Genomic DNA, 23,701 nt, shown 5'->3' with positions numbered 1-23,701 from the left:
TAAAACATCATGAAACTGAAACTACCTATTTTGCTGACACTGGTCGGCATTCTGTTCATAAATGGTTGTACCAATCTGAACGAAGTTATTCTGGACGAAACATCGGCGACGGGCCTTTCCGACAAACAGGCCGCCGATGGGATCATTGCTCCTGTGTATGCCCGATTGCCGGATATTTTCCTGCATACGAACTACTTTACGATGCAGGAAATTTCCAGCGATGAGGCCATTCTGCCCTATCGGGGCGGTGCCGACTGGGGCGACAATGGCATTTACATTGCCATGCACCAGCACACGCATACCAGCACCGACCCAAACATCCGAAGTACCTGGGGCTTTATTTTACAGGGTCTGTCACGGTCCATCACGGCCATTAATACGCTGCCCACTCTGAAGGACCCATCCGCCAAAACCTATCTGGCCGAAGCCCGGGGCATGCGCGCGTATTACAACATGCTGCTCTTCGACATGTTTGGGGTCGTATTCTTAAAAGACGATCTGGGCGCTACTTCGGTTATTCTGCGAAATTCAGAAGCGCTGGATTATTTGATGAAGGAGTTTCTGGCCGTTGAGCCGAATCTGGAAACAACGGTTGGCCCCGGCCGCCTGACCAAAGGAGCCGTTTGGGGGCTGCTGGCCCGGCTTTATCTCAATTCAGCGGTATACCGCGACCGTTTTGCCGCTTCGTTCACCTTTGCTCCGGCAGACATGGATAAGGTGGTTGAGTACTGCGACAAGATCATTGCATCCGGACAGTATTCGTTGTCGAATGATTTCTTTTCGATCTTCGGCTCGGCTAACCATGACAACAGGGAGTTGATTTTCGCCGTCGATCAGCGGGCCGATCTCAACGGGCATAACCGTATGGCTTATTTTTCGATATCGGGTGACCAGTTTCCCATACCGGCTTATCCGGCAGCTAATGGTACCGATGGTCCCGCCATTACGCCTGATTATTACCAAACCTGGGTAACGGCTTATGCGCCCAAAGATCCAGCAGTCGACCCACGGTTCTACAAGCAGAATTTAAGCATCTATTCCAACCCGGCAGATTCGTGCGTGGCCGAAGCTGATTTCAACATCAACCGGGGCATTCTGCGCGGACAGCAGTACGGCCTGATTCGCAAAAACGGTGTTTTCCTGAAGTGTCCGGATGGAAAATTCAAGGTGGGTAAGCTCTTCAATGATACCCGCAACAAACCTACGCTACCCGTAAACTTCAGCGAAAAAATTGACTATACAGTGGCGGGAAGCGATTATAACACCGGCTACAGGGTGGAGAAATACGAGTTCAGCAAAAAGTCGGTAAGTGGTCGTAATTTCGGTGAAGCCGACATCATTATTCTGCGGCTGGCCGATATTTACCTGATGCGGGCCGAAGCCAAACTTCGTAAAAGTGGCGATGCCGCCAGTGCGCTGGCCGATGTAAACACCGTTCGGGCCGCCCGGAATATTACAACGCCACCGCCCGCCCTTACGTCTATGACCCTCGATTTACTCTTCCGTGAGCGGGGCTTTGAACTGTACTGGGAAATGGTTCGGCGTACCGATATGATTCGCTTTGGCAAATACGAAGGAACCTGGACGGAGAAGACCAATACCGACAGGCTGAAGCGAATTTTCCCGATTCCGCAAACAGCCATCGACGGAGCGTCTAACCTACCGGGTTATCTGAAGCAAAACGATAGCTATTAAGCATTCCTGTTGTACTCAATAAACCAATTGTCCGCTGTCGTACAGAATTTGTCCGATAGTGGACAATTGTTATTTATACCATATATTAACAAGCTGATATACAGCAATATAAAGAGATGGCACGATCATGGATAGCGTAAATCTACTTACCTGATCTAATTATTTCTGCCGATACTATGAAAACGCTTTTTACCCTGTTCCTGCTTACGGTTGGTTGCAGCGCGTTCGCACAGCGCTCGTCCAACAAGCAAATAACGAACGATGGTCGGCAGCTTCGCATTCGTGTAGATATTGAGCAACCTGACCGCTCGGTTCATTACCGTCGCACGTTCGACGTAGCCGATTTGGACGAGAGCGCGGTGAAAGCGCTGGAAAATCACATTATCGATTCGCTGGACCGGGCTTCTTCCGATGACGTATCGATACTAGTCAATAAGCAAAAACACGAAAAGCAACGGATAAAAAAGGCAACGGAGGAGCATGTCGTTTACTCGTCAAGTTCTGCCGACTCTCAGGTTGACCGCCTGGAAGCCAACGCCAGTTCGTCGTTATCACCCAGTGATGTCGCTCCCTCTTCGGTACAGGTTCGGGAGGATAAAGAAAATGGACGTTTGTGGATGCAGTACACGTTCCAGAAAGACGGCGAAGAACTGGTCATTGAACGGACAGCGAATGTCGTTGGCAAAACAGAGCGCGAAAAACAAGCGATCATCAAAGAAACCGAACGCAGTTTCGGCATCAAAACAGGCAATCAATAACTTTCTTTTCACAGTCTACTTCCATCCTACCCTTCATACAAACAGGTCGCCTTACCCAGCGGCCTGTTTTGTTGTTTGCTGGCGCGAGGCTCTGGCCTCGTGTCTAGTATTATCCGGCCTCTGGCCGGTAGGGACAAGCTCATCAATCACGAACACAACAGTAACCATGTACCGGCCAGAGGCCGGATAATACTAGACACGAGGCCAGAGCCTCGCGCCATCGATTCGACAAAAAATTTCAAAAATTTTCTCTCTTCACTGTAACCTTGCTGGTTTCGCGCAGTTTCCAGTCCAAAATCCACCAAACATACTCTTTAGACGGTTGAACGCTCTGACAGATAACGCGCTCATGCTGCAGGTAAAGGCAGGCAATATGGATGTGATGGGATTGCTTTTTGAGCGATACCACCGGCCTCTGTTCGGCTTCCTGTTTCACATGACCAGTCAGCGGGAAGCCAGCGACGATATGGTACAGAACGTGTTCTACCGGATGCTGAAATACCGCCACACCTTCACGGGCGATGGGGAGTTTCGAACCTGGATGTACCACCTGGCCCGGAATGTTCTGGTCGACCACAGTAAGCAGAACAAACGATCGGCTCAGCAGTATGACCTGGCCGACGTAGCCGATCGGGTGGGTGGTGGACCAGCCGCTGATGAGCGAATCCTGAAACAGCAGGAAATGGATACGCTTCACCGCGCGATGGCCAGACTCAGTACCGAACACCGTGAAGTGCTGGTGCTGAGCCGCTTTCAGGAATTGAAATACGATGAGATTGCGCGGGTGCTGAACACAACCGAAGGAGCCGTGAAAGTTCGGGTACACCGCGCCATGAACGAGTTGAAGAAAATTTATCTGACTATTGACCATGAACGAACAGCCCACAAATTGTGAACAGACAAACGAACAGCTAGCCGACTGGTTGAGCAATCGGTTGCCTGATTCCGACCGGGCCCGTCTCGACATGCACCTGAAGCAGTGCCCCGCTTGTGAGGCCGAAGCCAATTCGGTTCGCCAGCTTTGGCAACTCATGGGCAACCTGCCCACACCAGAGCCCAGTGCTACGGCGCGGGTTCGGTTCCAGGCCATGCTCGATACGTATAAGGAGACCGTGACCGATCAGAAAGAAAGCGTGTTTGACGGTTTGTTGATGAAACTACGGTCACTGTGGGTACCTCAATACGCTTTTCGACTGGCTTATGGTGTTGCCTTCTTCCTTATCGGCATAGGAGCCGGTTATTGGTTTCGCAACTCCGGTACCACGACCGTAGCGCTTCAGCAACAACAGATTGACACACTATCGAATCAGGTACAGGACATGCGCCAGATGATGATGCTCTCGCTGCTGGAAAATCCGTCGGCTTCGGAACGGCTCCGGGCTGTGAGTTATACGGAAGCGATTCCTAACGTGGATGATAAAGTGGTGGAGGCTTTACTGACAACGCTCAACAACGACGAGAATGTCAATGTGCGCCTGGTTACGCTGGAAGCCCTGGCCAAACTAGCCGACAATGTGCATGTACGAGAAGGACTGGTGCAGTCGATTACCCGGCAGGAGTCACCGTTGGTGCAGTCCGCCCTGGCCGATGTGATGGTAAAATTGCAGGAGAAGCGATCCATCAAGCCCCTCCGGCAACTGCTGCACGACGACAACCTAAACGGGCTGGTAAAAGGTAAAATCGAACAAAGCATCAGAGAACTATCCTAGTTTTTTGTCATCCCGACGCAGGAGGGATCTTCGGAATAGTACGCTTTAAGATCCCTCCTGCGTCGGGATGACAGAAACAAACTCCAAACAAATGCTATGAAACTACTACTAATCCCCGTACTGGCGGGGCTGGTGCTCTCTTGTGCCCAATCGCCAGCCACCGCTCAGGAATTTAAGGAGCACATCAGTAAAGAATTTACAGTGCCGAAAGCCGCCGGCAGCGTACTGGCCATCTACAACGTCAACGGCTTTGTTAAGGTCGAAGGGTATTCGGGCGACAAGGTGGTGCTGGAAATCGACAAGTCCATTACCGCCAAAAGCAGTCAGGGCCTGGAGTTGGGCAAAAAGGAATTCCAGCTCAAGTTCGAGCAACAGGGCGACAGCATCATCGCCTATATCGCCGAACCCTTCGATTCGCGGCCCCGGCGCAACTGGCATCGGGACAATGACCGCAACCGGGACGATGACTATGATTTTACGCTCAACTTCACGGTAAAAGTACCCAACAAGATAAACCTCGTTGCATCGACCATAAACCGGGGCAACGTGTTAGTGAAGGATGTAGAAGGCACGCTTAGGGCGCGTAATGTGAACGGCGCTATTTCGCTTACGAACGTAAAAGGCACGACAGACGCCCATACGATCAACGGCAATCTTGATGTCGACTACGTAGCCAACCCACCCGAAAACTCGTCGTACTATACCCTCAACGGGGATATTAACGTGAGCTATCCGGCCAACCTATCCGCTGATCTACAGTTCAAGACCTTCCAGGGCAAGTTCTTCACCGATTTTCCTGATACCGAAGTCTTACCCGTACAGGCGATAAAAACGACCCAGCAGACAGGTACAGGTACGGTGTATAAGCTCAACAAAAACACCGCCATCCGCATTGGCAAAGGCGGCAAGACGTTCAAGTTCGAAACTTTTAACGGAAGCATTTACATTAAAAAACAATCCTGATGAAAACGAATACACTCACCACCGTGCTTTTGTTCTTAGGCCTGCTGGCAGTTCGGCCCTTAGCCGCTCAGAACGATGTAAAAGAGCAACTAGTGGTCCCATTAAGCGATCCATCCAAACCCGGTAGCCTGAAAGTAGGACTGATAAACGGCTCCATCCACGTGATCGGCTACAGCGGCAAAGACGTCGTGATTGACATTACCGCCAGTGCCAAACGTGGTCGAAATAATGATAACGATGACCGTCCTGATCGGGCAGCCAACGGCATGAAACGCATTGCCACGGGCATGCCGCTCGATGTCAGTGCGGAAGAGAAGAACAATACGGTCAACGTTCATGCGAACTCCATAAAGCAAACGGTCGATCTGACGATCAAAGTGCCGCAGCGCTTTTCGCTCAAAGTTAGCACCGTCAACAACGGCACCATTGAGGTCGAGAACGTGAGCGGGACGCTGGAAGCGACGAATGTGAACGGGTATATTCACCTGACCAATGTGGCCGGTTCGGCGGTTGCCAACACGGTAAACGGTAACCTGATTGCTACCTTCAAATCCATTGATTCCGATACGCCGATGGCCTTTTCGACACTCAACGGCAACGTCGACGTGACCTTTCCGGCCAGCGTGAAAGCGAACAGCAAACTCAAGTCCGACCGGGGTGATATTTACAGCGACTTTGATATCGACGTCGATAAAAACCAGCCCAAAGTGAGCCGTACTAGTCAGTCGGGCATGTATCAGGTAAAGATCGAAGATTGGGTATATGGCAAGATCAACGGGGGCGGCCCGGAGGTCATGATGAAGAACATGAACGGGAATATTTACATCCGCAAAGCGAAGTAATCAGCATGGCTATGCTTCTCCTTAGGCTGACCCTCTGCTTGTTGGGATTGGTAGCCCCGTTTAGGTTCAGCTTCGGGCAACATCGTCCCGCTCCGGCTACGTCCTCTGTCGCCACACAAAAACCGACGGATGCGCTCGACAAGTTTGTGCGTGGGCAGATGCGCCAGCTTAAAATTCCCGGCATGCAGGTTGCCGTCGTGCAACATGGGCAGCTGCTGTTCAGTAAATCGTATGGGTATGCCAACCTACAGGACTCAGTTCCCGTAACCAGTAAAACCATTTTTGCGCTTAACTCCTGCACTAAAGCGTTTACGGGCGTGGCCATTATGCAACTGGTTGAAGACGGTAACCTAGATCTTGGCGCACCTGTTTCACGCTACCTCGACGGGCTTCCGGCAACCTGGCAACCCATAACGATTCGCCAGTTGTTGACCCACGTTTCGGGCCTGCCGGATATTCTTCGGGTGCTCGGAACACCCGGACAAGATATCAGCGAGGAAACCGCCTGGGCTAGAATCAAGGCCATGCCGATGGATTTCCCAACCGGTGAGCAGTTTAGTTATAACCAAACTAACTACGCGCTGCTGGGCAAAATCATCGACAAACTCAGGGATAAACCGTTCGCTCAGGTATTCGATGAACGACAGTTCAGAATAGCCGGGCTGGCAAATACCGGCTTTGGTGACTCCCGCGATGTGATACCACATAAAGCCCCGTCCTACCGGTATGTTTCCCGGCTGGATGGGCAGGGGCTGCGAACGCCTAAGCTTACGCCCTCCTATGAAGAATTTCCAGCCTTCCGCCGGACCGCTTCGGGGATGAACAGCACCGCCGAAGATATGGCTCACTGGATTATCGCGTTGCAACAGGGGAAGTTAGTACGTACCAAAGCGGCCCTCGACACGATGTGGACCGCGGGCCGATATACTAACGGTTCACCTACGCAATGGGCACTGGGCTGGGGGCTGACTAAATTCCGGGCTAAACACAAAGCCGTTGGCATGTCGGGCGGTGGGCGGTCAGCCTTTCTGGTCTATCCCGATGATGACCTGGCGGTTATCGTGCTGACCAATCTGGCAGGCTCTTCGCCGGAGAACTTCATTGAGGAGATTGCGGGGTATTACAACGCGGACATTCCGGCATCTGACCCGATTACGAGCCTTCGGTTACAGGTACAGAAACGTGGTTTCGACCAGGCGATCCCGGTGGCAAACGAATTGAAAAAGCGAAATCTTCAGCCGAACGAAGATGAATTGAACGACTGGGCCTACCGCCTGATGAGCAGCGGCCAGACGAAAGAAGCCCTTGAACTTTTCAAGCTGAATGTCGACCTCTATCCCGAAAGCTGGAACGGCTACGACAGTCTGGCCGAAGGCTACGAACGGCTGGGCAATTCGGAGCTGGCGGTCAAGAATTACACGCGCTCGCTGGCCCTGAACCCCAACAATAAAAACGCGACCGAGCACTTAAAACGGCTGTCACAACCGCATAACTAATCGATACAACCTGCACCTTCTGTTTTTATATCCGACTTACTCCCCATGATGACCATCCAATTCTTTTTCATTTGCGGCTTACTGGCGTTCTCCGGCACAAGGACTTTCAGTCAACGTACCTCCTCCGCCGTCAGCAACCCGCCCGCAACCACTATCCAGCAACTGGGAACGGCCTTTATACAGGAGAAGTCGCACGTGGGCTTGTCGATCGGGATTGTTCGAAACGGGCAGACGTCGTTCTATAACTTCGGAACCACGGAGAAAGGCAAAAACGAGCTACCCACGGAACAGACCATTTATGAAATCGGCTCGATCAGCAAGACCTTCGGGAGCTTGCTGCTGGCCCGGGCCGTTGTCGACAAGCGTGTCCGGCTCAACGATGATATTCGAAAATACCTCGATGGCGACTACCCGAATCTGGCCTACGAAGGGAAGCCCATTCGGCTGGTAAACCTGACCAGCTGGACCTCTGAGCTGCCCGACAACTTCCCGGATAGGCCCGATGCCTACAAACAGGCCAACCCGGATTCCATTCCTTATCTAATCAGTAAAGACTTGAGTGGTTATACGAAGCAGGATTTTTTCAACGACCTGCATAAGGTGACACTTCAGGCGGCTCCTGGCCAGCATCCACGCCATTCCAATGTGGCGGCTCAACTAGTGGGTTACATCCTGGAAAAAATTTACCAGATGCCCTACCATGAGTTGGTTAACACGCAGATTGAACAGCCGCTTGCTATGCGAAGCACCTTCGTTTTGGAACCGGCTACGGGCCAATTGGCTATCGGCTATAACGGTACCGGAGTTCAAATGCCCGCGTTCACCATACAGGCAATGCAGGCGGCTGGTGGTCTTCGCTACAGCGCGGCCGATTTGCTGAAATACGCAGCCTATCAGCTAGACGAGCGTAATGAGGCCGTAAACCTGAGCCATCAACTTACCTGGGGCAGCCCCGATAGCCAGGCCTTTGGACTAAACTGGTTTCTTCACAAAACCATCGACAGCAAGCGGCAGGTGGAACACTCGGGCGGTACGTTCGGCTTTGCCAGTTACTGCGACCTATATCCGGATCAGCAAACGGCTCTTGTGTTATTTGCCAACAACTCGGATCAAACAACACAGGGCCAGCTTGGTGAACTGTCCAAAAAAATAATGGACGCGCTCTATGGAGAACCGGCCGCCCTGACAGCGTTGAAGGACGCGTTGAAAAAGCGAGGCTATGCCCAACTGATCAATGTGGTGAAGGATGTCCGTAAGAAGCATCCCGAACTCCATTTGGACGAAAACTACGTAAACAACTGGGGGTATTCGCTGGCCTGGCAGGGCAAACTTCAGGAAGCCCTCGAAATTTTCAAGCTCAACGTCAGCCTGTATCCGAAAGGCTACAACACCTACGACAGCTTGGCTGAGACCTATGACCGCCTTGGCAACAGAGCGTTGGCCCTCAAAAATTACAAGCAATCACTGGCGCTGAACCCAGCGAATACGAACGCGATAGAGTATCTAAAGAAGGCTGGACAGTAGGCAACGTTCAGCCCATGCGACCCATCGTAGTGTCGTTGTGGTATCAGTTTCTTAAAACTGCCACCACGCTATTAAACAGCTGGAAGCTGTTTGCGACAGTCACTGGCGCAACCTGTCTGCTCAAACTTGCATCTATTGATAAAACTCCAAAACCAGACGACTACCCATGAATGCCTGGCTCATTTCCGCCCTAATGCTCGTTCCATCGGCACTTATTTACCCAAAGTGCCCGGCTGCGCTGGTTACGCTTCCCATAGAAGCCCTGACGGATAATCCCTTAAAAAGCCCGGTCGATCACCTGGTTGAACAGGCCGCTCAACAATTCATGGCAGCCCCGCAGGCCGTCGGGCTTTCGATTGGCATTTACAAGGGTGGAAAAACGTATCGGTATAACTATGGTACCGTTCAAAAAGACTGGCAGCAACTCCCAACCAGCCAGACCTCCTATGCCATCGCATCCATTAGTATGACCCTTACAGGCGCCCTGCTGGCTCAGGCGGTAGTCGAAAAGAAGGTGACGTTAGGCGACGACATTCGTAATTACCTACCGGGCCATTACCCAAACCTCTCATTTGACGGACAACCCATTCGCCTTTTTCACCTGATCAATCACCGATCAGGTTTACCGTTTCTGCTGCCCGATCGCCCGGATGCCTTCGCCAACACAGCTGTACCTTCTTCGGCCATTGCCACCGCGCTGTTGCAGAATTATACGCCAAGCGACTTTTTTGCGGATTTACATAAAGTACGGCTCGATGCCGCGCCGGGCTACACATTCAGGTACTCCAATGCGGGGGCTCAGCTACTGGGCTACATTCTGGAACGCGTGTATAAACTGTCTTTCGAGGAGCTTGTCCGCCTGAAAATAACCCAGCCGCTGGCCATGAACGATACGAAAATTACGCTGACCCCGGCCGATCTGGATCGTAGGGCCAACGGCTACGACTGCAACGGCATACAAATGCCGGATACGCCGAATCAACTTCAGGGCGCTTGCGCGATGAAGTCGACCGTGGCCGATATGCTGAAATTCATCCAATGGAATGTGGCCGAACAGGACAAGGCAGCCAACCTGTCCCATCAGCTAACCTGGGGCGACGAAAATCGATATTCGGCCGGATTAAACTGGCAAGTACTCAACACCGCTGGCTATCGCGTCATTTGGCAGGATGGCAACATTCCCGGCTTCAGCAGCCTGTGCGTCAATTACCCGGAGCTGGATATGGGCATTATTGTCCTCAGCAACGAGTGTGATCGACAAACCGCTTCGCGCATTAGGGTCCTGTCCAACCAGATTGCCAAGACCCTCGACGAACGAGCGACCATGCTGCCAAATTGATGGATTCCTGATCTTACCGGCAACTATTGTGTCTTATCTCCAACCCCCTGAAGGGAGCTTTGCTCGTAAATAGACTAAGCCCCATTCAGAGGGGTGGGGGTAAGACACAATAGCAGCACTATCGAAGCGACCTAAACTTCCCTGTCCACAAATGAACGTGCTTTGTCCGTAATCGGACAAAGCACGTTCATTTTCGATTATAACTATCTAAATTACAAGCAATTACAATACTGGTACAACATTTGGGCGTAGTGATCAACCGGGATACCGGACCTTTCCTGCCCAGCCTCATGCTACGAAATTACCTCAAAACGGCCCTGCGTAACTTATGGAAACACAAGCTGTTTTCCTTCATCAACGTCTTTGGTCTGGCCTCGGGCATGCTGGTCTGTTTACTGGCCATGATCGATATAAAAGGTGCCTTCGACTACGATTCGTTCCACCCCAACCGCGACCGGACGTATCGTATCATCACCGACGCAACGACTCGAACCAATGATAAACTGAGCTTCGCCACGACTCCCCTGCCCGTGGCCGACGCACTGGCCAGGAACTACCCATTTGTGGAGGCCGTCACCCGTGTTGTTCGCAGCTACGGCGAGGTCACGACCAACGGCAAGCAATTACCCATCGTATTCAGCGCCGTCGATCCGGGCTTTTTTACCCTCTTCGGGTTCAAGCTGGCGGCTGGGCAGGCGGCCGTGGCTCCCCAAACCGTTGTGCTTACTCAGCAAACGGCCCAGCGGTTTTTCGGCACGGCCAATCCAATTGGCAAGATCATGAAACACTCGGAATTTGGCGCACTCATAATAACGGGCGTTTTTGCTCAAAATCCAGTTAAATCCCACCTCGATTTCGACATGGTTGTGTCGATGGCGACCCTGTCCAGCCCGACTTGGCGACAGGAGCTAGTCGACTGGAATCAGTACGCCAACAGCTATACGCGCACCTATACCTATGTCCTGTTGAAACCCGGCACGCGGGCTGAAACGCTCAACCGTGTGCTGCCAGGCTTAGCCCGCCGAGCCACAAAGGGACTTCGACTGGCAACTGAAAAAGGCTATACGTTCCGTAGCCAGGCCCTAACGCAGCTTTCGCCCCCGCGTGAGGACCTTATAAACTCAACCCGCGAACCTACAGCCGGGAAGCTGGAGACAGAGTTGGGGGTAGGGTTGCTTACATTGTTGCTGGCCGTATTCAATTACATCAATCTCACCCTGGCGCGGTCATTGAGCCGTGCCCGTGAGGTAGGTATACGGAAAGTATCCGGGGCGTTACGCTGGCAGTTGATGGGCCAGTTTATGGCTGAATCCGTGATTCTGTCGTTACTCGGTTTAGAGCTGGCCTATGGTATGCTCCAGGTTGTAGAACCGATGCCGTTTGTGCAGCAGTGGTTGATAGGCGGGGTGGCCTGGGAAAACAACGGTACGTTATGGCTGGTTTTCATTTCGTTCAGCATCGTAACGGGTTTACTGGCCGGACTGTTGCCCGCGCGGGTGCTATCAGGGTTCGAGCCAGCGCAGGTATTACGCAGCCAGACGGGTCTTCGCGTGTTTCGGGGCCTCAGCCTTCGCAAATCGCTGATTGTAGCTCAGTTTGCTATCTCCCTGTTGGCCATGATTACGCTGTTGGCCCTGGCGCGGCAACAGCACTACATGAGTACCGCGAGTTATGGGTTTCAGCGCGCGGGCGTGCTCACCATTCCCCTCAATGGACGTCCATCAAAGCAGTTGACCGACGAGATCAACAAGCTGGCAGCTGTAAACCAGGTGGCAGCTACCTCGGCCCTGTTTGGCGATTATGGCGGTAACTGGCAGATGGTTCGGCGGCAACGGATCGGGGGTGATTCTTCGGCAGCAGACCTTTTCTCTGCCAGCGCCAACCTGGTGCCCGCAGTGGGCCTAAGCCTGGTCGCTGGCCAGAATCTGCCGGTATCCGTGGCCGATTCTGCCGGTCGGTTCGTGCTGATTAACGAAGAAGCGATGCGCGTCTTTAAACTGGGCGAACCCGCTGCCGCCGTTGGGCAAACCCTCTGGCTGAACGACAGCACCGACGTTCGGGTAGTGGGGGTGCTGAAGGACTTCCATGCTGCGTCGATGGCTATCAAAATCAGGCCATTGATGGTACGCTACCAACCTGCTGGTTTTCGGTATCTTACTGTGAACGTTACCGGTGGCAACCCCGAAGCGGTGCGTGCCGATATTGCCCGCATCTGGAAAAAGCTAAACCCCTATGAACCCTTTGCCGGGATCTGGTACGATGATTTCCTGACCAATCGACATAGTAATACGGACGACCTGAGCTTTATGGGCCTTCTGCTCGGATTAGCCATGTCGATTGCCTGTCTGGGTCTGTTGGGGATGGTGACCTATACCACAGCTCTGCGCACCAAAGAGGTGGGCGTTCGGAAAGTGATGGGGGCCAACGTGAACCAGGTTGTCTGGCTACTGTCGTGGGATTTTCTGAAGCTTTTACTCATTGCCGGGACTATTGCCCTTCCCCTCGGTTATTTGGCGGGCAGCTTTTTGCTGATGGCGTTTGCTTACCATATTACGCTGGGCATTGGCACGTTAGGCCTTTGTTTCGGCACCATGCTCCTGCTGGGCGGGACGACTATTGGCTGGCGGACCTATCGAACCGCCTTGACGAACCCCGTGAAAAGCCTGAGAAACGAATAACATCGATCACCTATCCTTAATCCTAAAGCTATGTCATACATCGCCATTCCTATCTCCTCCTTGCCTGGTAAACAGGACATTGAAATCGACGTAACGATCAATGGACAAAAACAGGCGCTGCACTACCGTGTCGAACTGTTTTACTGGGGCGACTGCCGGGTACCGACCTTCGACCGGGTTGAGTGCATCCAGCAACTGCTGGCCGATTATGACCAGGACTGGGCTCTTTATTACATTGGCGCACCAACGGATGACTTTGTCCCCATCACCTTTGTCCGGAAAGAAGACCTGATCAAACAACGCACTCTTCTGAGAGCATCCTGTTGAAGCAAGCTAACAGACATTCATTCCCTACTCAATAACGACCAGACGCTGCGGAAAGCGTATTCCATTCAAGCTAATGGCATAGGTGCCTGGAAGCAACTCACGTTCGATGGGCGAACCCAGTGAAAAGACTAACTGGTTAGGAGCCGTGCCAATACAGCTGTTTAAACAAACTGCATCGGCACTAATATTGATCACATTCCCCGTCGCAACATCCGTAAACAGCAGCGCAGTTACGGACGGATTGCTGTACAGGTTTTCGACCGGGAGCCGTAGATCCAATAGTTTTGTCTTTCGTGAAAATGTGAATTGATCCGTTGTATTCTGAGCCTTTAAGGTGCCCGTAGCGACAACCACTAATTCATAGACCGCAGTTGCTTTCTGATTACCTACCCGCAAGATTACTTTCTTCGGTTGGCTGGAGGTAGTACAGGCACAGAAAGCAGACAAGTCTATTGTCTTATCAGCCATTACTCCATCAAGTATTCGCGTTCCCTCAGTTAACTCAAAAATAGGCTGTAATCCTCCGTTCACAACGGCTGGCAACTGAACCGTAATACGTGAATTCGGGGCGTCGAAACGGACATTTTGTGTTGGTATGCCAACGAATGAAACTGCCTTGATAGCGGGTTTATCATCCGCTACATTATCCTTACAAGCCAGACTTAAAATGCCTAAGGTGGTTATCAGTAGCGCTGTTATTGTTTTCATAGTGTTCGGAATAATAGGTAGGAAGAAGACTCATCATAGAGAATAAAGGTCAGAACGCCTGTTATATAATATACGCAGCTATTGAAAAAACTGGAAAAAGATTAACAAATCGTAAGAAAATTATATCTATTATATATAAGAAAATTATATATATTTGCTTCATTACTACTACTCATCCTACCCTTATGTTTCGCAACTTTCTTAAGATCTCACTCCGAAATCTGTGGCGTAACCGGAAGGTCAGCCTGATCAGCACGGGCGGCCTCTCCATTGGACTGGCTTGCAGCCTGGTTATTTTTCTGTTGGTTAGCTACATGTTCAGTTTCGACCGCTATCATGCTAAAGTCGACCGAACGTTTTGGGTCGTTACGGATATTCGACAGGAAAACGTTGTTCCAACCGATGCTACGCCCCGGCCCATGGGCGAGGTGCTGCGGCAGGAGCTTCCCTTTGTGGAAACAGCGGCCCGGCTCGAAAATGTCGCCCGGCGCATCATGGCTGTGCCCGATGGGAAAGGTGGGTTCCTGAAGAAGTTTGACGAATCCCGTAACCTGTGTTTCACTGAACCGCAGTATTTCGACATTTTCGATACCGAATGGATCAATGGTAACCCCAAAACCGCTTTGGCAGCCCCAAACACGGTTGTCCTGACGGAACGATACGCCCAGAAATACTTTGGTTCGGCCAACCCAATGGGCAAAGTACTCCGCTTCGACAACCAGGCGAACCTGACCGTGACGGGCCTTATCAAAAATCTGCCGTCCAATACCAAACTCCGGTACGACGCCTTCATTTCCTACGCGACCGTGCCCACGCTTTTGGGAGCGGATGGCCAACAGGCCATGCAAAAATGGGCCGACGTATTTACCGTATGCTTCGTTACCCTCCGTGAAGGCACACCCGTGGAACGGCTACTCGAGGCCTTTCCGGTTATCAGCAAGAAATACCTGACCACACCCGACGCGAAGAAACTGGACTTTCATGCCATTCCGCTCCCGGAGTTGGACCACCTGCCCCAGTACGGCGGCCGGTCGCCGTACCTAATTCTGTACGCCCTTATTATTGTCGGTCTGTTTCTGGTGCTGGCGTCCTGCATCAACTTCATTAACGTAGCCACCGCCCACGCGTTGAAACGGACCAAAGAAGTGGGCGTACGTAAAGTTATGGGTAGTTCGCGCTGGCAACTCATTGGGCAATTTATGGTTGAAACAACACTCATTACGCTGGCCGCTGTCCTGTTGGCAATGCTGCTGGCCCACCTTTGTTTGCCCATGCTCAACAGCGCCCTGTCGATCATGAACACCGACATTTCCATCGGGAGTTTGTTTCGGCCCGACTCACTGCGCTGGTTTATCGCCTTGATTGTCGGCGTCATTCTGCTCGCGGGCCTGTATCCCTCGCTGGTGCTGGCTCGCTTTAATCCGGTGGCAGCTCTGCGCGGTCGGCTGACGACGCAACAGGTTGGCGGAGTGTCGGTTCGACGCGGGCTGATCGTCTTGCAGTTTTTCATTACCCAACTATTCATCATTGGTGTAGTCGTCATGATGGCGCAGGTTCGCCACCTGCAAAAGGCTGATTTAGGTTTTCAGAAAGAAGCGATTCTGACCGTACCCGTGCCGGCCGGTAATGCCCTGAAGCAAGACGTTGTTCGTGCCCGGATGGAGCAGATACCGGGCGTCGAAGCCGTAGCGTTGGGGGCTGATCCGCCTGCGGCTTACCGCCGACTGCCTGTGCCCTTCACGTTTGATACTCATACGCAACCGGAGAAATTTCCTACGGTGGTTAAAGTTGGCGATAAGAACTATGTGCCGCTTTATGGTATCAAGTTGCTGGCCGGGCGCAACTTTAGAAACAATGACACAACGAACAGCGAAGCGCTCGTGAATGAAACAATGGTCAGGGAATTAGGGCTGCGTTCTCCCAATAATGTACTCGGCAAACGCCTTAACCTGTGGGGTAGCGACAAAATTGTGGTTGGGGTCGTGCGTGATTTTCACCTGAGCAGCCTGAACCAGAGCATTCCACCTGCCACCATCCTGAACTACTATCGTGAGAACAGAATGGCCTCCCTGAAACTCAACCCAACTACCATTCCGACAACGCTGAAAGCGGTTGAAAGCACCTGGAATACGTTGTATCCTGAACACGTTTTCAAAGCTGATTTTATGGACGACCTGCTGAATAACTTTTACCTAACCGAGCACATTCTACTCGGTTTGGCGCAAGTGTTTTCATTAATCGCCATACTGATTGGCTGTCTGGGCTTGTATGGGCTCGTAGCGTTCATGGCCGAATCGAAGACGAAAGAAATTGGTGTCCGCAAAGTGCTGGGCGCAACACCGCGTCAGCTGGTGTGGTTATTTGGCCGAGAGTTCAGTCGGCTGGTGTTGATCAGCTTCGCCTTGGCTGCACCAATAGGCTGGTTTCTAATGAATGGGTGGCTGCAAGGCTATGTTTACCGCATTAATTTCGGCTGGTGGGTTTTTGCGATTACGCTGGCCGTAGCTACCCTGATTACCGCCTTAACCGTCGGCTATGAGTCACTGAAAGCCGCCCGGATGGACCCCGCCCGAAGCCTGCGGACGGAATAAAGTGGATTTCTGATGGCGCGAGGCTCCGGCCTCGTGCCCACTATTCTCCGGCCTCTGGCCGGTTGATGTTGACTAGTTGAAACACCAGAAACATTTTATACCGGCCAGAGGCCGGGGAATAATAGGCACGAGGCCGGAGCCCCGCGCCATCAGAACACTAGCGCGCGTGAACGATAAACTTATCAACGGCTTTGACACGTACTGACAAAAGTCCGAAATTTGGTATAAAGCCCTTGCCATGAAGCCACTAACCACATTTTCAGGCTTATTCCTCTGGTTAACTCTAGTGTCGGCATTAGCACAACAGGGGCTGAAAGGTGAGTACTACACCGGGACGAATTTCGAGCGAAAAGTCTACACCCGGATGGATCCTCAACTGAACTACAACTGGCGGGGACGCAGTCCCGCTCCCGGCCTTTCTGAATCTTATTACTCAATTCGGTGGACGGGAAAACTATTGGCCCCTGCTTCTGGAGAATACCGGTTTTACGCCAAGGTAGACGACGGAATCCGTATTTGGGTCGGCAATAAACTCGTCGTGAACTCCTGGCAACTGAATGACTCCAAAGATTTTAGCGGTCGTGTTATTCTGGAAGCGGGGCATTTCTACGACCTGCGTATAGATTATTTCAATGACATGCTGGAAGGTGAAATTTATCTCTACTGGCAACGACCCGATGCGAAGAGGACAAGCTTAAACCCGTTCAATCAAACGGGCGAACTCATCACAACAAACTATTTCTTTCAAAAACCATCGCCCGTCCGAGTTTCCTTAACCAAAACTACGCCACCCGCGGCTCCTGAACCTTCGGCAATCGTTGTTAAAATGCCAACCAAAATCATTACGCCCAAACGGGTAGCCAGGGTAACGCCGAAGCCCATCCTTAGTCCGCCATCAACCAGAACAGCGACTACCAGTGCTCCTGTAATCGCACCACTAAGTCCAGTCCCTACGGTTAGTCTAGAATCCACCCCTGTATTTGAACCGGGCACAACGGTTGTGTTGCACAAGGTGCAGTTTGAACAAAGCAGTTACAATCTATTGCCCGAATCCTCGACCGAGCTGGACCAACTGGTCATAGCCTTACAAAAGAACCCGCTTTGGCAAATCACGATCGCGGGCCATACCGATAACATAGGCGACCCTCGTCTGAATTTGGCCTTGTCTGAAAACCGCGCTAAAGTGGTAGCCGCTTATCTTAAACGCCGGGGTGTTGCCGATAACCGCATCAGCACCAATGGGTATGGGGGCGCACAGCCAATCGCCGACAACACCCTCGAAACCGAACGAAGTAAAAATCGACGCGTTGAAATCACGCTGAAAGCAGAAAAAAATTAGTAGCTATAAAAATTTTAAAAGTGCCAGATTAATTTAATCTCTATATTTATGTGAAACTTATAGTTTACATATAATAGATTTTATATACATGAGATTTAGTAGGCTGATTGACAACACATCTCGTATTACGTATCTAATGGGTTGGGGCAATTACACCCGCGTATTTCTGATTGACTCAACACCTGAAGTAAATGCCACCACATTAAAAAAATGTGTTGGTACACTTCCCGGCTTCATCCGACTGAGCAAGAGCCTGGCGGTCAACCCCTATCATGTTGCACAGGTCCGTCGGAAAGGTGACCGTTGTGCCGACGTACTGGTGGATGGCACCTGGTTGCCGGTAAGTCGGCGGAGGGTTACCCCGGTGGTGAAACATCTTCAGGAAATACAGGGTACCCGCCTGAAGGGTCTGGTCCATTTTCGTGTATTGACGCAAACAAACGGATCTCAACGGCCCATGGCTTATATCGGTCCAGTCGCCTGACAAAACAGTCTTGTTATTGAAATAAAACGTCTACTTGTAATTAGCCCTGAGGCTGTATTCTGAGCGTTGTGTCTTCACAGCCCTCAAAGTACACATTCTTCGCAGATCCGAAAAAACGGGTCGAATAGACTACTATTCCCTAAATTATACGCTGTCCGGCGCCGAACAAATCATGTCCGTTGCCGGACAGCTCACGTTTTAAGCAATCTATTAACTAACTGATAATTAATACTTTGAATGGATGGCACGAGACTTGCCCAACCTTATACGACTGTTTTCAGACCAGCGTGGCATTGAATTTACAGATGTCATGCAACCTTACCTACAGGAAAGCCATCTTTACCGCATAAACCGATAAACACCATGAAACGCAACCAGTTTCTACTAACCCTCCTGAGCGCCGGTACCCTGGCGCTGACATCACTGGCCGGTACGCGCATCGAGGATCAACCACCCTACCAAACCAAAACATTTTCGGGGAAGATCAGCGCTGTACGGGCCGAAACATCGGGTGGTAGCCTGACTATTGAAGGCGGAACCGACATGAATGCTAAAGTCGAGATGTACGTACGCGCCAATAACTGGAACGACCGACTCGACAAAAGCGAGATCGAAGAACGGCTCAGAGAGTATGACATTACGATTACTCAGGAAGGCAGCACTATTGTGGCAATGGCCAAACGCCGAAACAACGACCGGGACTGGAAAAAATCGTTAAGCATCAGTTTCAAGTTTTACACGCCCCGCAATGTCAACACCGACCTGCGCACCTCGGGGGGCAGCATTCAACTAGCAGCCTTAACGGGTGATCAGCGGTTTCGCACGAGTGGCGGCAGCCTGAATGTCAGTGATGTTCAGGGCAACATAAACGGGCAAACCTCGGGTGGTTCTATTCACATGGACCGGTGCCGTGGCAACCGGTCGGCAAACATTGACCTGCAAACCTCAGGCGGCTCTATCGAAGCCAGAGAGTCGACGGGTACAATGCGCCTGCACACGTCGGGAGGCAGCATCCGGCTCACGGGTCTGAAGGGTACGATTGATGCCCAGACCAGTGGTGGCAGCGTCAATGGCAACGATATCGAAGGCGATATCAAAGCAAGCACATCGGGGGGATCAGTACGGCTGACCGACGTAGCGGGTAGCCTCGACGCCAGTACCAGCGCCGGTAGCGTTGACGTAAGCCTTACCAAATTGGGCGATTTCGTCCGACTAAATACCAGCGCAGGCAACATCAACGTACGAATGCCCCTCGACAAAGGTATCAGCCTGAACCTGAGCGGCAACCGGATCAAAATCCCGCTGAACAACTTCACGGGCGATACCGAAAAAGACCGTATCAAAGGCACCTTAAATGGCGGTGGTGTTGCCGTCACGCTTTCTGCCAGCAGCGGTAATGTGTATGTGAACCAGTAGAGGGATAGGCGAGTTACGAATTACGGTCTACGCCTTAACAGAAAATAACTGTTGGGAATCTTAGGCCGTAGTTCGTAACTCACTAGTAAATCTCGGTTCGACACTCTTAAGTAGTCGGGTCATTTTACGTTGCTTTAAAATCAACCCACTATTTATTCCCTTCTTTCGTCACTACTTCCCGGTCAATACTGGGTTTAGTTTCATTACTTTTTTGAAACGAATGCTGCGCCGGGATGAGGATTAACTGATCAATAGTCAATTAGATAGGGAAGGTTACCAGCTATACGAAATTCATCGAGCACATCAACGAAACTACCAATTGTTGATGCCATGCTCGGCCGTATAATAATTGCCAATTCACCCGGTGTCAGAGCCTCTTTTCTGTAACGCAACAACGCTTCGCGTAGCTTAGTCGAGTGTCGGTGGGCAGTTACAAAGTTGGCACGACAAGATGATCCGGTTGTGAAGTGACAGAACTGAATCGTATCTTCATCAAGCAGAAGAATCTCGAATACTCGATTAGAACGTTCGGGCTCAATACCTTTCCTACAGCCCTGCACATCCCAAACACTAACTACATTCGGGCGCTGTACCAGTTTCAACCAGAAGAAAAACACAATCAACAGCAAGGCAATTGACACAAAAGGGGTGAAATCAATACGTATCGGGGTATATCTACGGCGTGTTTTCATGGCGACTGAAGGCTTTAGCCGATTGATGAGATAGGCACAAGGATTCCACAAACGCCATTCGTTTTTGTATCTTTACAAGACGTTTGATGCTTTTGCTGCTATGTTTCGCCTTTCCCAAAATCCCTCCTTTGCCAACCTGTTGCCTTCCTTCGAAGGTGATCTGTATTTCGACAATTCACCGGAACATACGGCCCAACGGATTCTGTACGCAACCGATGCATCCGTTTATCAGGAAATGCCCATCGCGGTGGCGCTGCCCAAGACTGTAGGCGATATAAAACAGCTACTTCGGTTTGCCCAGCAACATGGACTGGGGCTTATTCCGCGGGCGGCCGGAACATCATTGGCGGGGCAGGTCGTCGGAAGCGGCATTGTCGTCGATATTTCCAAATACTTCAGCAAAATCCTGGACATCAGGGCTGATGAAAAATGGGTGCGCGTTCAGCCGGGTGTCATTCGGGACGACCTCAACGCATCCTTGAAACCCCACGGGTTGTTATTTGGCCCGGAAACCTCTACCGCCAGCCGGGCCATGATTGGCGGCATGATTGGCAATAATTCCTGCGGACTGCATTCCATTATCTGGGGTACCACCCGAGATCACCTGCTCGACGTGAAAGTCGTGTTAAGTGACGGCGCTGAAGTAACCTTCGGGTCCCTCACCCGCGATCAGTTCGCGGCCAAGTGCCGGGGCGAAAACGTTGTGAGCCCGCTCGAACAGCGGCTTTATGTTCAGTTCCGCGATTGGTTATCAACACCGGACGTTCAGCGGCACATTACCGAAGGGTATCCTAAACCAACCGTTGCGCGCCGGAATACGGGCTATGCACTGGATGCGCTGGTGCCGTTTTTTAAGACTGATACATCGTCACTCCCGACCCAGCCAGGGAATGAACCTGAAGTAACGTTCAACTTCGCTCACCTCATTGCCGGTTCGGAGGGAACGCTTTGCTTCATCACCGAGGCCAAGTTGAATCTGTTGCCATTACCGCCCAAAGAGTCGGCTTTAGTCTGTGCGCATTTTGCTACCATCCGGCAATCGCTGGAGGCCAATCTTGTCGCGCTGGCGCATGGCTGCTCGGCGTCGGAACTGGTCGATGATTACATTCTGCAACTTACCAAAACCAACATCGAGCAAACCAAAAACCGCACGTTTGTCGAAGGTGATCCAAAGGCCATTCTGATGGTCGAGTTCTTTGGCGACACGGTGGAGGACGTACGAAAAAAAGCTACCGATTTTGTGTCGGCCTTACAGCAGAACGGACTGGGCTATGCCTACCCGACCTTATTCGATGCCGATACGCAAAAGCCCTGGGCGCTGCGAAAAGCCGGTTTGAGTATCATGTACAATATTCCCGGCGATGATAAACCCGCGAACGTTATTGAAGATACGGCAGTCGATGTGCATGACCTGCCCGATTACATCGACGAGCTGGACCGAATGGCCTGGGAGCAGCACGGCCTGAAACTCGAATACTCGGCCCATGCGGGGGCTGGTGAAATTCACGTACTTCCACTGATCAACCTCAAGTCGTCCGAAGGGCGGGCCAAGTTTCGGGCGTTGCTGATGGACACGGCTCAGCTGGTCAAAAAATACGGTGGTTCGCTGTCGGGCGAGCATGGCGACGGGCGGCTGCGGGGCGAGTGCATTGCGTTTATGCTGGGACCCGAAAATTTCCAGTTATGCAAAGACGTCAAAGACCTCTGGGACCCGCACAACACCTTCAACCCCGGCAAGATTGTGAATACGCCCCCCATGAACGAGTCATTGCGCTCGGAAGCGGACCGGGTTATTCCGCAGCCCAAAACCATATTCGACTTCTCGAAAGATGGCGGATTGCTCGAGTTAGCCGAGAAATGCTCCGGCTCCGGCGACTGTCGCAAAACCGAAATTTCAGGAGGGACCATGTGCCCAAGCTACATGGCCACCCGGCGCGAACACGACACCACGCGGGCACGAGCCAATATCCTGCGGCACTTCTACAGCCGTACCGAAAAACCCGTTGAAAGCGATTACGAAGCGGTAAAAGACGTGCTGGATTTGTGCCTGTCCTGCAAAGCCTGCAAAGCCGAATGCCCGTCGAGTGTAGATATGACCCGCATGAAAGCGGAATTTTTGCAGCAGCAGTACCGCGAAACCGGCGTTCCGCTACGAGCAAGATTGGTGGGCAACTTCACCAGGCTAATGTCATTCGCCAGTAAAGTCCCATGGAGTTATAACGCCATCTATAACAACCCAACACTCCGAAAGGCAGCGAACCGGGCAGTTGGTTTCCACCCCGACCGTACCATGCCGGAACTGGCTAGAACGACCCTGCGAAAATGGTGGTGGGAACAGCAAAAAGAGGAGAACGAACGAATTGGGCGCGAAACCAAGAAGAATTTTTGGCCATCGCTCCATGCCAAACCCTCCTCGCTCCTTCTTTTTATCGACGAATTCACGAATTACAACGATGTAGAAGTTGGCAAGAAAGCCATTCTGTTAATGCAGCGGCTTGGTTATAAGATTACCGTTCCCGAACACGTAGAAAGTGGACGGACGTACCTCTCGAAAGGGCTGGTCGATGACGCAAAGGCGATCGCCATTCGCAACGTAACACTGCTAAAAGACATCGTCACCGATGATATGCCGCTGATCGGGCTTGAGCCTTCGGCCATTCTAACCTTCCGCGACGAATACCCATTGCTGGTGCCAGACAACCTGAAAGGTGATGCCGAGCGGATTGCCAAAAACGTTTTTCTGTTCGAGGAATGGCTCGCCCGGGAAGCTGATGCCGGACGCATCGACCGAAGCCTGTTCACAACGGCAGCCCAACTGGTAAAAGTACACGGTCACTGCCATCAGAAGGCATTATCGTCCATGGTGCCGGTCAAGAAAGCCTTATCGCTGCCTCGTAACTACACTGTTCAACTGATACCATCGGGCTGTTGCGGCATGGCGGGCTCATTTGGGTATGAGACGGAACATTACGACCTATCGATGCAGATTGGCGAACTGGTTCTGTTCCCGGCGGTCCGGCAGGCAGAAACGGCCATTATTTCAGCAGCCGGTACCAGTTGCCGCCACCAGATCAAAGACGGTACGGGCCGGAAAGCCCAGCACCCCGCCGAAATTTTATTCGACGCCCTGCTGTAACGCC

Annotated in this window: 18 protein-coding genes; 16 read left to right on the top strand and 2 right to left on the bottom strand. The window is 51.8% G+C overall.

Annotated features, from left to right (window positions below):
• Nucleotides 1-9 precede the first annotated feature (9 nt).
• The 11 genes from ACYVAM_RS05840 (at nt 10) to ACYVAM_RS05790 (ending at nt 13,331) form a co-directional block, all read left to right on the top strand.
• Complete coding sequence (locus ACYVAM_RS05840; protein WP_461064873.1) at nt 10-1,695, top strand: RagB/SusD family nutrient uptake outer membrane protein; 1,686 nt, start codon at nt 10-12, stop codon at nt 1,693-1,695.
• Nucleotides 1,696-1,871: 176 nt separating this feature from the next.
• Nucleotides 1,872-2,453 (top strand): hypothetical protein, encoded by a 582-nt coding sequence (locus tag ACYVAM_RS05835; protein WP_461064871.1) that lies wholly within the window; start codon nt 1,872-1,874, stop codon nt 2,451-2,453.
• Nucleotides 2,454-2,802: 349 nt separating this feature from the next.
• Nucleotides 2,803-3,348, top strand: coding sequence for an RNA polymerase sigma factor (locus ACYVAM_RS05830; RefSeq protein WP_461065677.1), 546 nt, complete (start codon nt 2,803-2,805; stop codon nt 3,346-3,348).
• Nucleotides 3,323-4,162, top strand: coding sequence for a HEAT repeat domain-containing protein (locus ACYVAM_RS05825; protein WP_461064869.1), 840 nt, complete (start codon nt 3,323-3,325; stop codon nt 4,160-4,162). Before ACYVAM_RS05830 ends, ACYVAM_RS05825 begins: the two co-directional genes overlap by 26 nt.
• A gap of 96 nt (nt 4,163-4,258) precedes the next feature.
• Nucleotides 4,259-5,125, top strand: coding sequence for a DUF4097 family beta strand repeat-containing protein (locus tag ACYVAM_RS05820; protein ID WP_461064867.1), 867 nt, complete (start codon nt 4,259-4,261; stop codon nt 5,123-5,125).
• Nucleotides 5,125-5,967 (top strand): DUF4097 family beta strand repeat-containing protein, encoded by an 843-nt coding sequence (locus ACYVAM_RS05815; RefSeq protein WP_461064865.1) that lies wholly within the window; start codon nt 5,125-5,127, stop codon nt 5,965-5,967. Before ACYVAM_RS05820 ends, ACYVAM_RS05815 begins: the two co-directional genes overlap by 1 nt.
• Nucleotides 5,968-5,978: 11 nt before the next feature.
• Complete coding sequence (locus tag ACYVAM_RS05810) at nt 5,979-7,463, top strand: serine hydrolase (RefSeq protein WP_461064863.1); 1,485 nt, start codon at nt 5,979-5,981, stop codon at nt 7,461-7,463.
• Nucleotides 7,464-7,508: 45 nt separating this feature from the next.
• A complete protein-coding gene (locus ACYVAM_RS05805) occupies nt 7,509-8,987 on the top strand; it encodes a serine hydrolase (RefSeq protein ID WP_461064861.1) in 1,479 nt (492 codons plus the stop codon).
• A 166-nt stretch (nt 8,988-9,153) separates the two neighbouring features.
• The gene (locus tag ACYVAM_RS05800) at nt 9,154-10,326 is read left to right on the top strand and encodes a serine hydrolase domain-containing protein (protein WP_461064859.1); all 1,173 of its coding nucleotides are present in this window, start codon (nt 9,154-9,156) and stop codon (nt 10,324-10,326) included.
• A gap of 290 nt (nt 10,327-10,616) precedes the next feature.
• Nucleotides 10,617-13,004 (top strand): ABC transporter permease, encoded by a 2,388-nt coding sequence (locus tag ACYVAM_RS05795; protein ID WP_461064857.1) that lies wholly within the window; start codon nt 10,617-10,619, stop codon nt 13,002-13,004.
• A gap of 30 nt (nt 13,005-13,034) precedes the next feature.
• Nucleotides 13,035-13,331, top strand: coding sequence for a hypothetical protein (locus ACYVAM_RS05790; protein ID WP_461064856.1), 297 nt, complete (start codon nt 13,035-13,037; stop codon nt 13,329-13,331).
• Nucleotides 13,332-13,355: 24 nt separating this feature from the next.
• Here the strand turns inward: ACYVAM_RS05790 and ACYVAM_RS05785 are convergent, their stop codons facing one another.
• On the bottom strand, nt 13,356-14,039 hold the full coding sequence (locus tag ACYVAM_RS05785) for a hypothetical protein (RefSeq protein WP_461064854.1): 684 nt from the start codon (nt 14,037-14,039) through the stop codon (nt 13,356-13,358).
• A gap of 185 nt (nt 14,040-14,224) precedes the next feature.
• Here ACYVAM_RS05785 and ACYVAM_RS05780 point away from each other — a divergent pair, with 185 nt between their 5' ends.
• From ACYVAM_RS05780 to ACYVAM_RS05765, 4 genes are all read left to right on the top strand, one after another.
• The gene (locus ACYVAM_RS05780; RefSeq protein ID WP_461064852.1) at nt 14,225-16,630 is read left to right on the top strand and encodes an ABC transporter permease; all 2,406 of its coding nucleotides are present in this window, start codon (nt 14,225-14,227) and stop codon (nt 16,628-16,630) included.
• Between the two features lie 238 nt (nt 16,631-16,868).
• Nucleotides 16,869-17,969, top strand: a complete 1,101-nt coding sequence (locus ACYVAM_RS05775) for an OmpA family protein (protein ID WP_461064850.1) — start codon at nt 16,869-16,871, stop codon at nt 17,967-17,969.
• Between the two features lie 88 nt (nt 17,970-18,057).
• Nucleotides 18,058-18,453: a LytTR family transcriptional regulator DNA-binding domain-containing protein gene (locus ACYVAM_RS05770; protein ID WP_461064848.1), complete on the top strand. Its 396-nt coding sequence runs from the start codon at nt 18,058-18,060 to the stop codon at nt 18,451-18,453.
• Nucleotides 18,454-18,816: 363 nt separating this feature from the next.
• Nucleotides 18,817-19,869 carry a DUF4097 family beta strand repeat-containing protein gene (locus ACYVAM_RS05765; RefSeq protein WP_461064845.1) on the top strand — a complete coding sequence of 351 codons (1,053 nt, stop codon included), beginning with the start codon at nt 18,817-18,819 and terminating at the stop codon, nt 19,867-19,869.
• 248 nt (nt 19,870-20,117) lie between these two features.
• Here the strand turns inward: ACYVAM_RS05765 and ACYVAM_RS05760 are convergent, their stop codons facing one another.
• Nucleotides 20,118-20,561 (bottom strand): biopolymer transporter ExbD, encoded by a 444-nt coding sequence (locus tag ACYVAM_RS05760; protein ID WP_461064843.1) that lies wholly within the window; start codon nt 20,559-20,561, stop codon nt 20,118-20,120.
• Between the two features lie 100 nt (nt 20,562-20,661).
• On the opposite strand from ACYVAM_RS05760, the gene ACYVAM_RS05755 reads away from it, so the two are divergent.
• A complete protein-coding gene (locus ACYVAM_RS05755; protein WP_461064841.1) occupies nt 20,662-23,697 on the top strand; it encodes an FAD-binding and (Fe-S)-binding domain-containing protein in 3,036 nt (1,011 codons plus the stop codon).
• Nucleotides 23,698-23,701: the final 4 nt, after the last annotated feature.

Source organism: Spirosoma horti, assembly GCF_054776595.1.
This window is presented reverse-complemented; position numbering and strand designations above follow the sequence as displayed.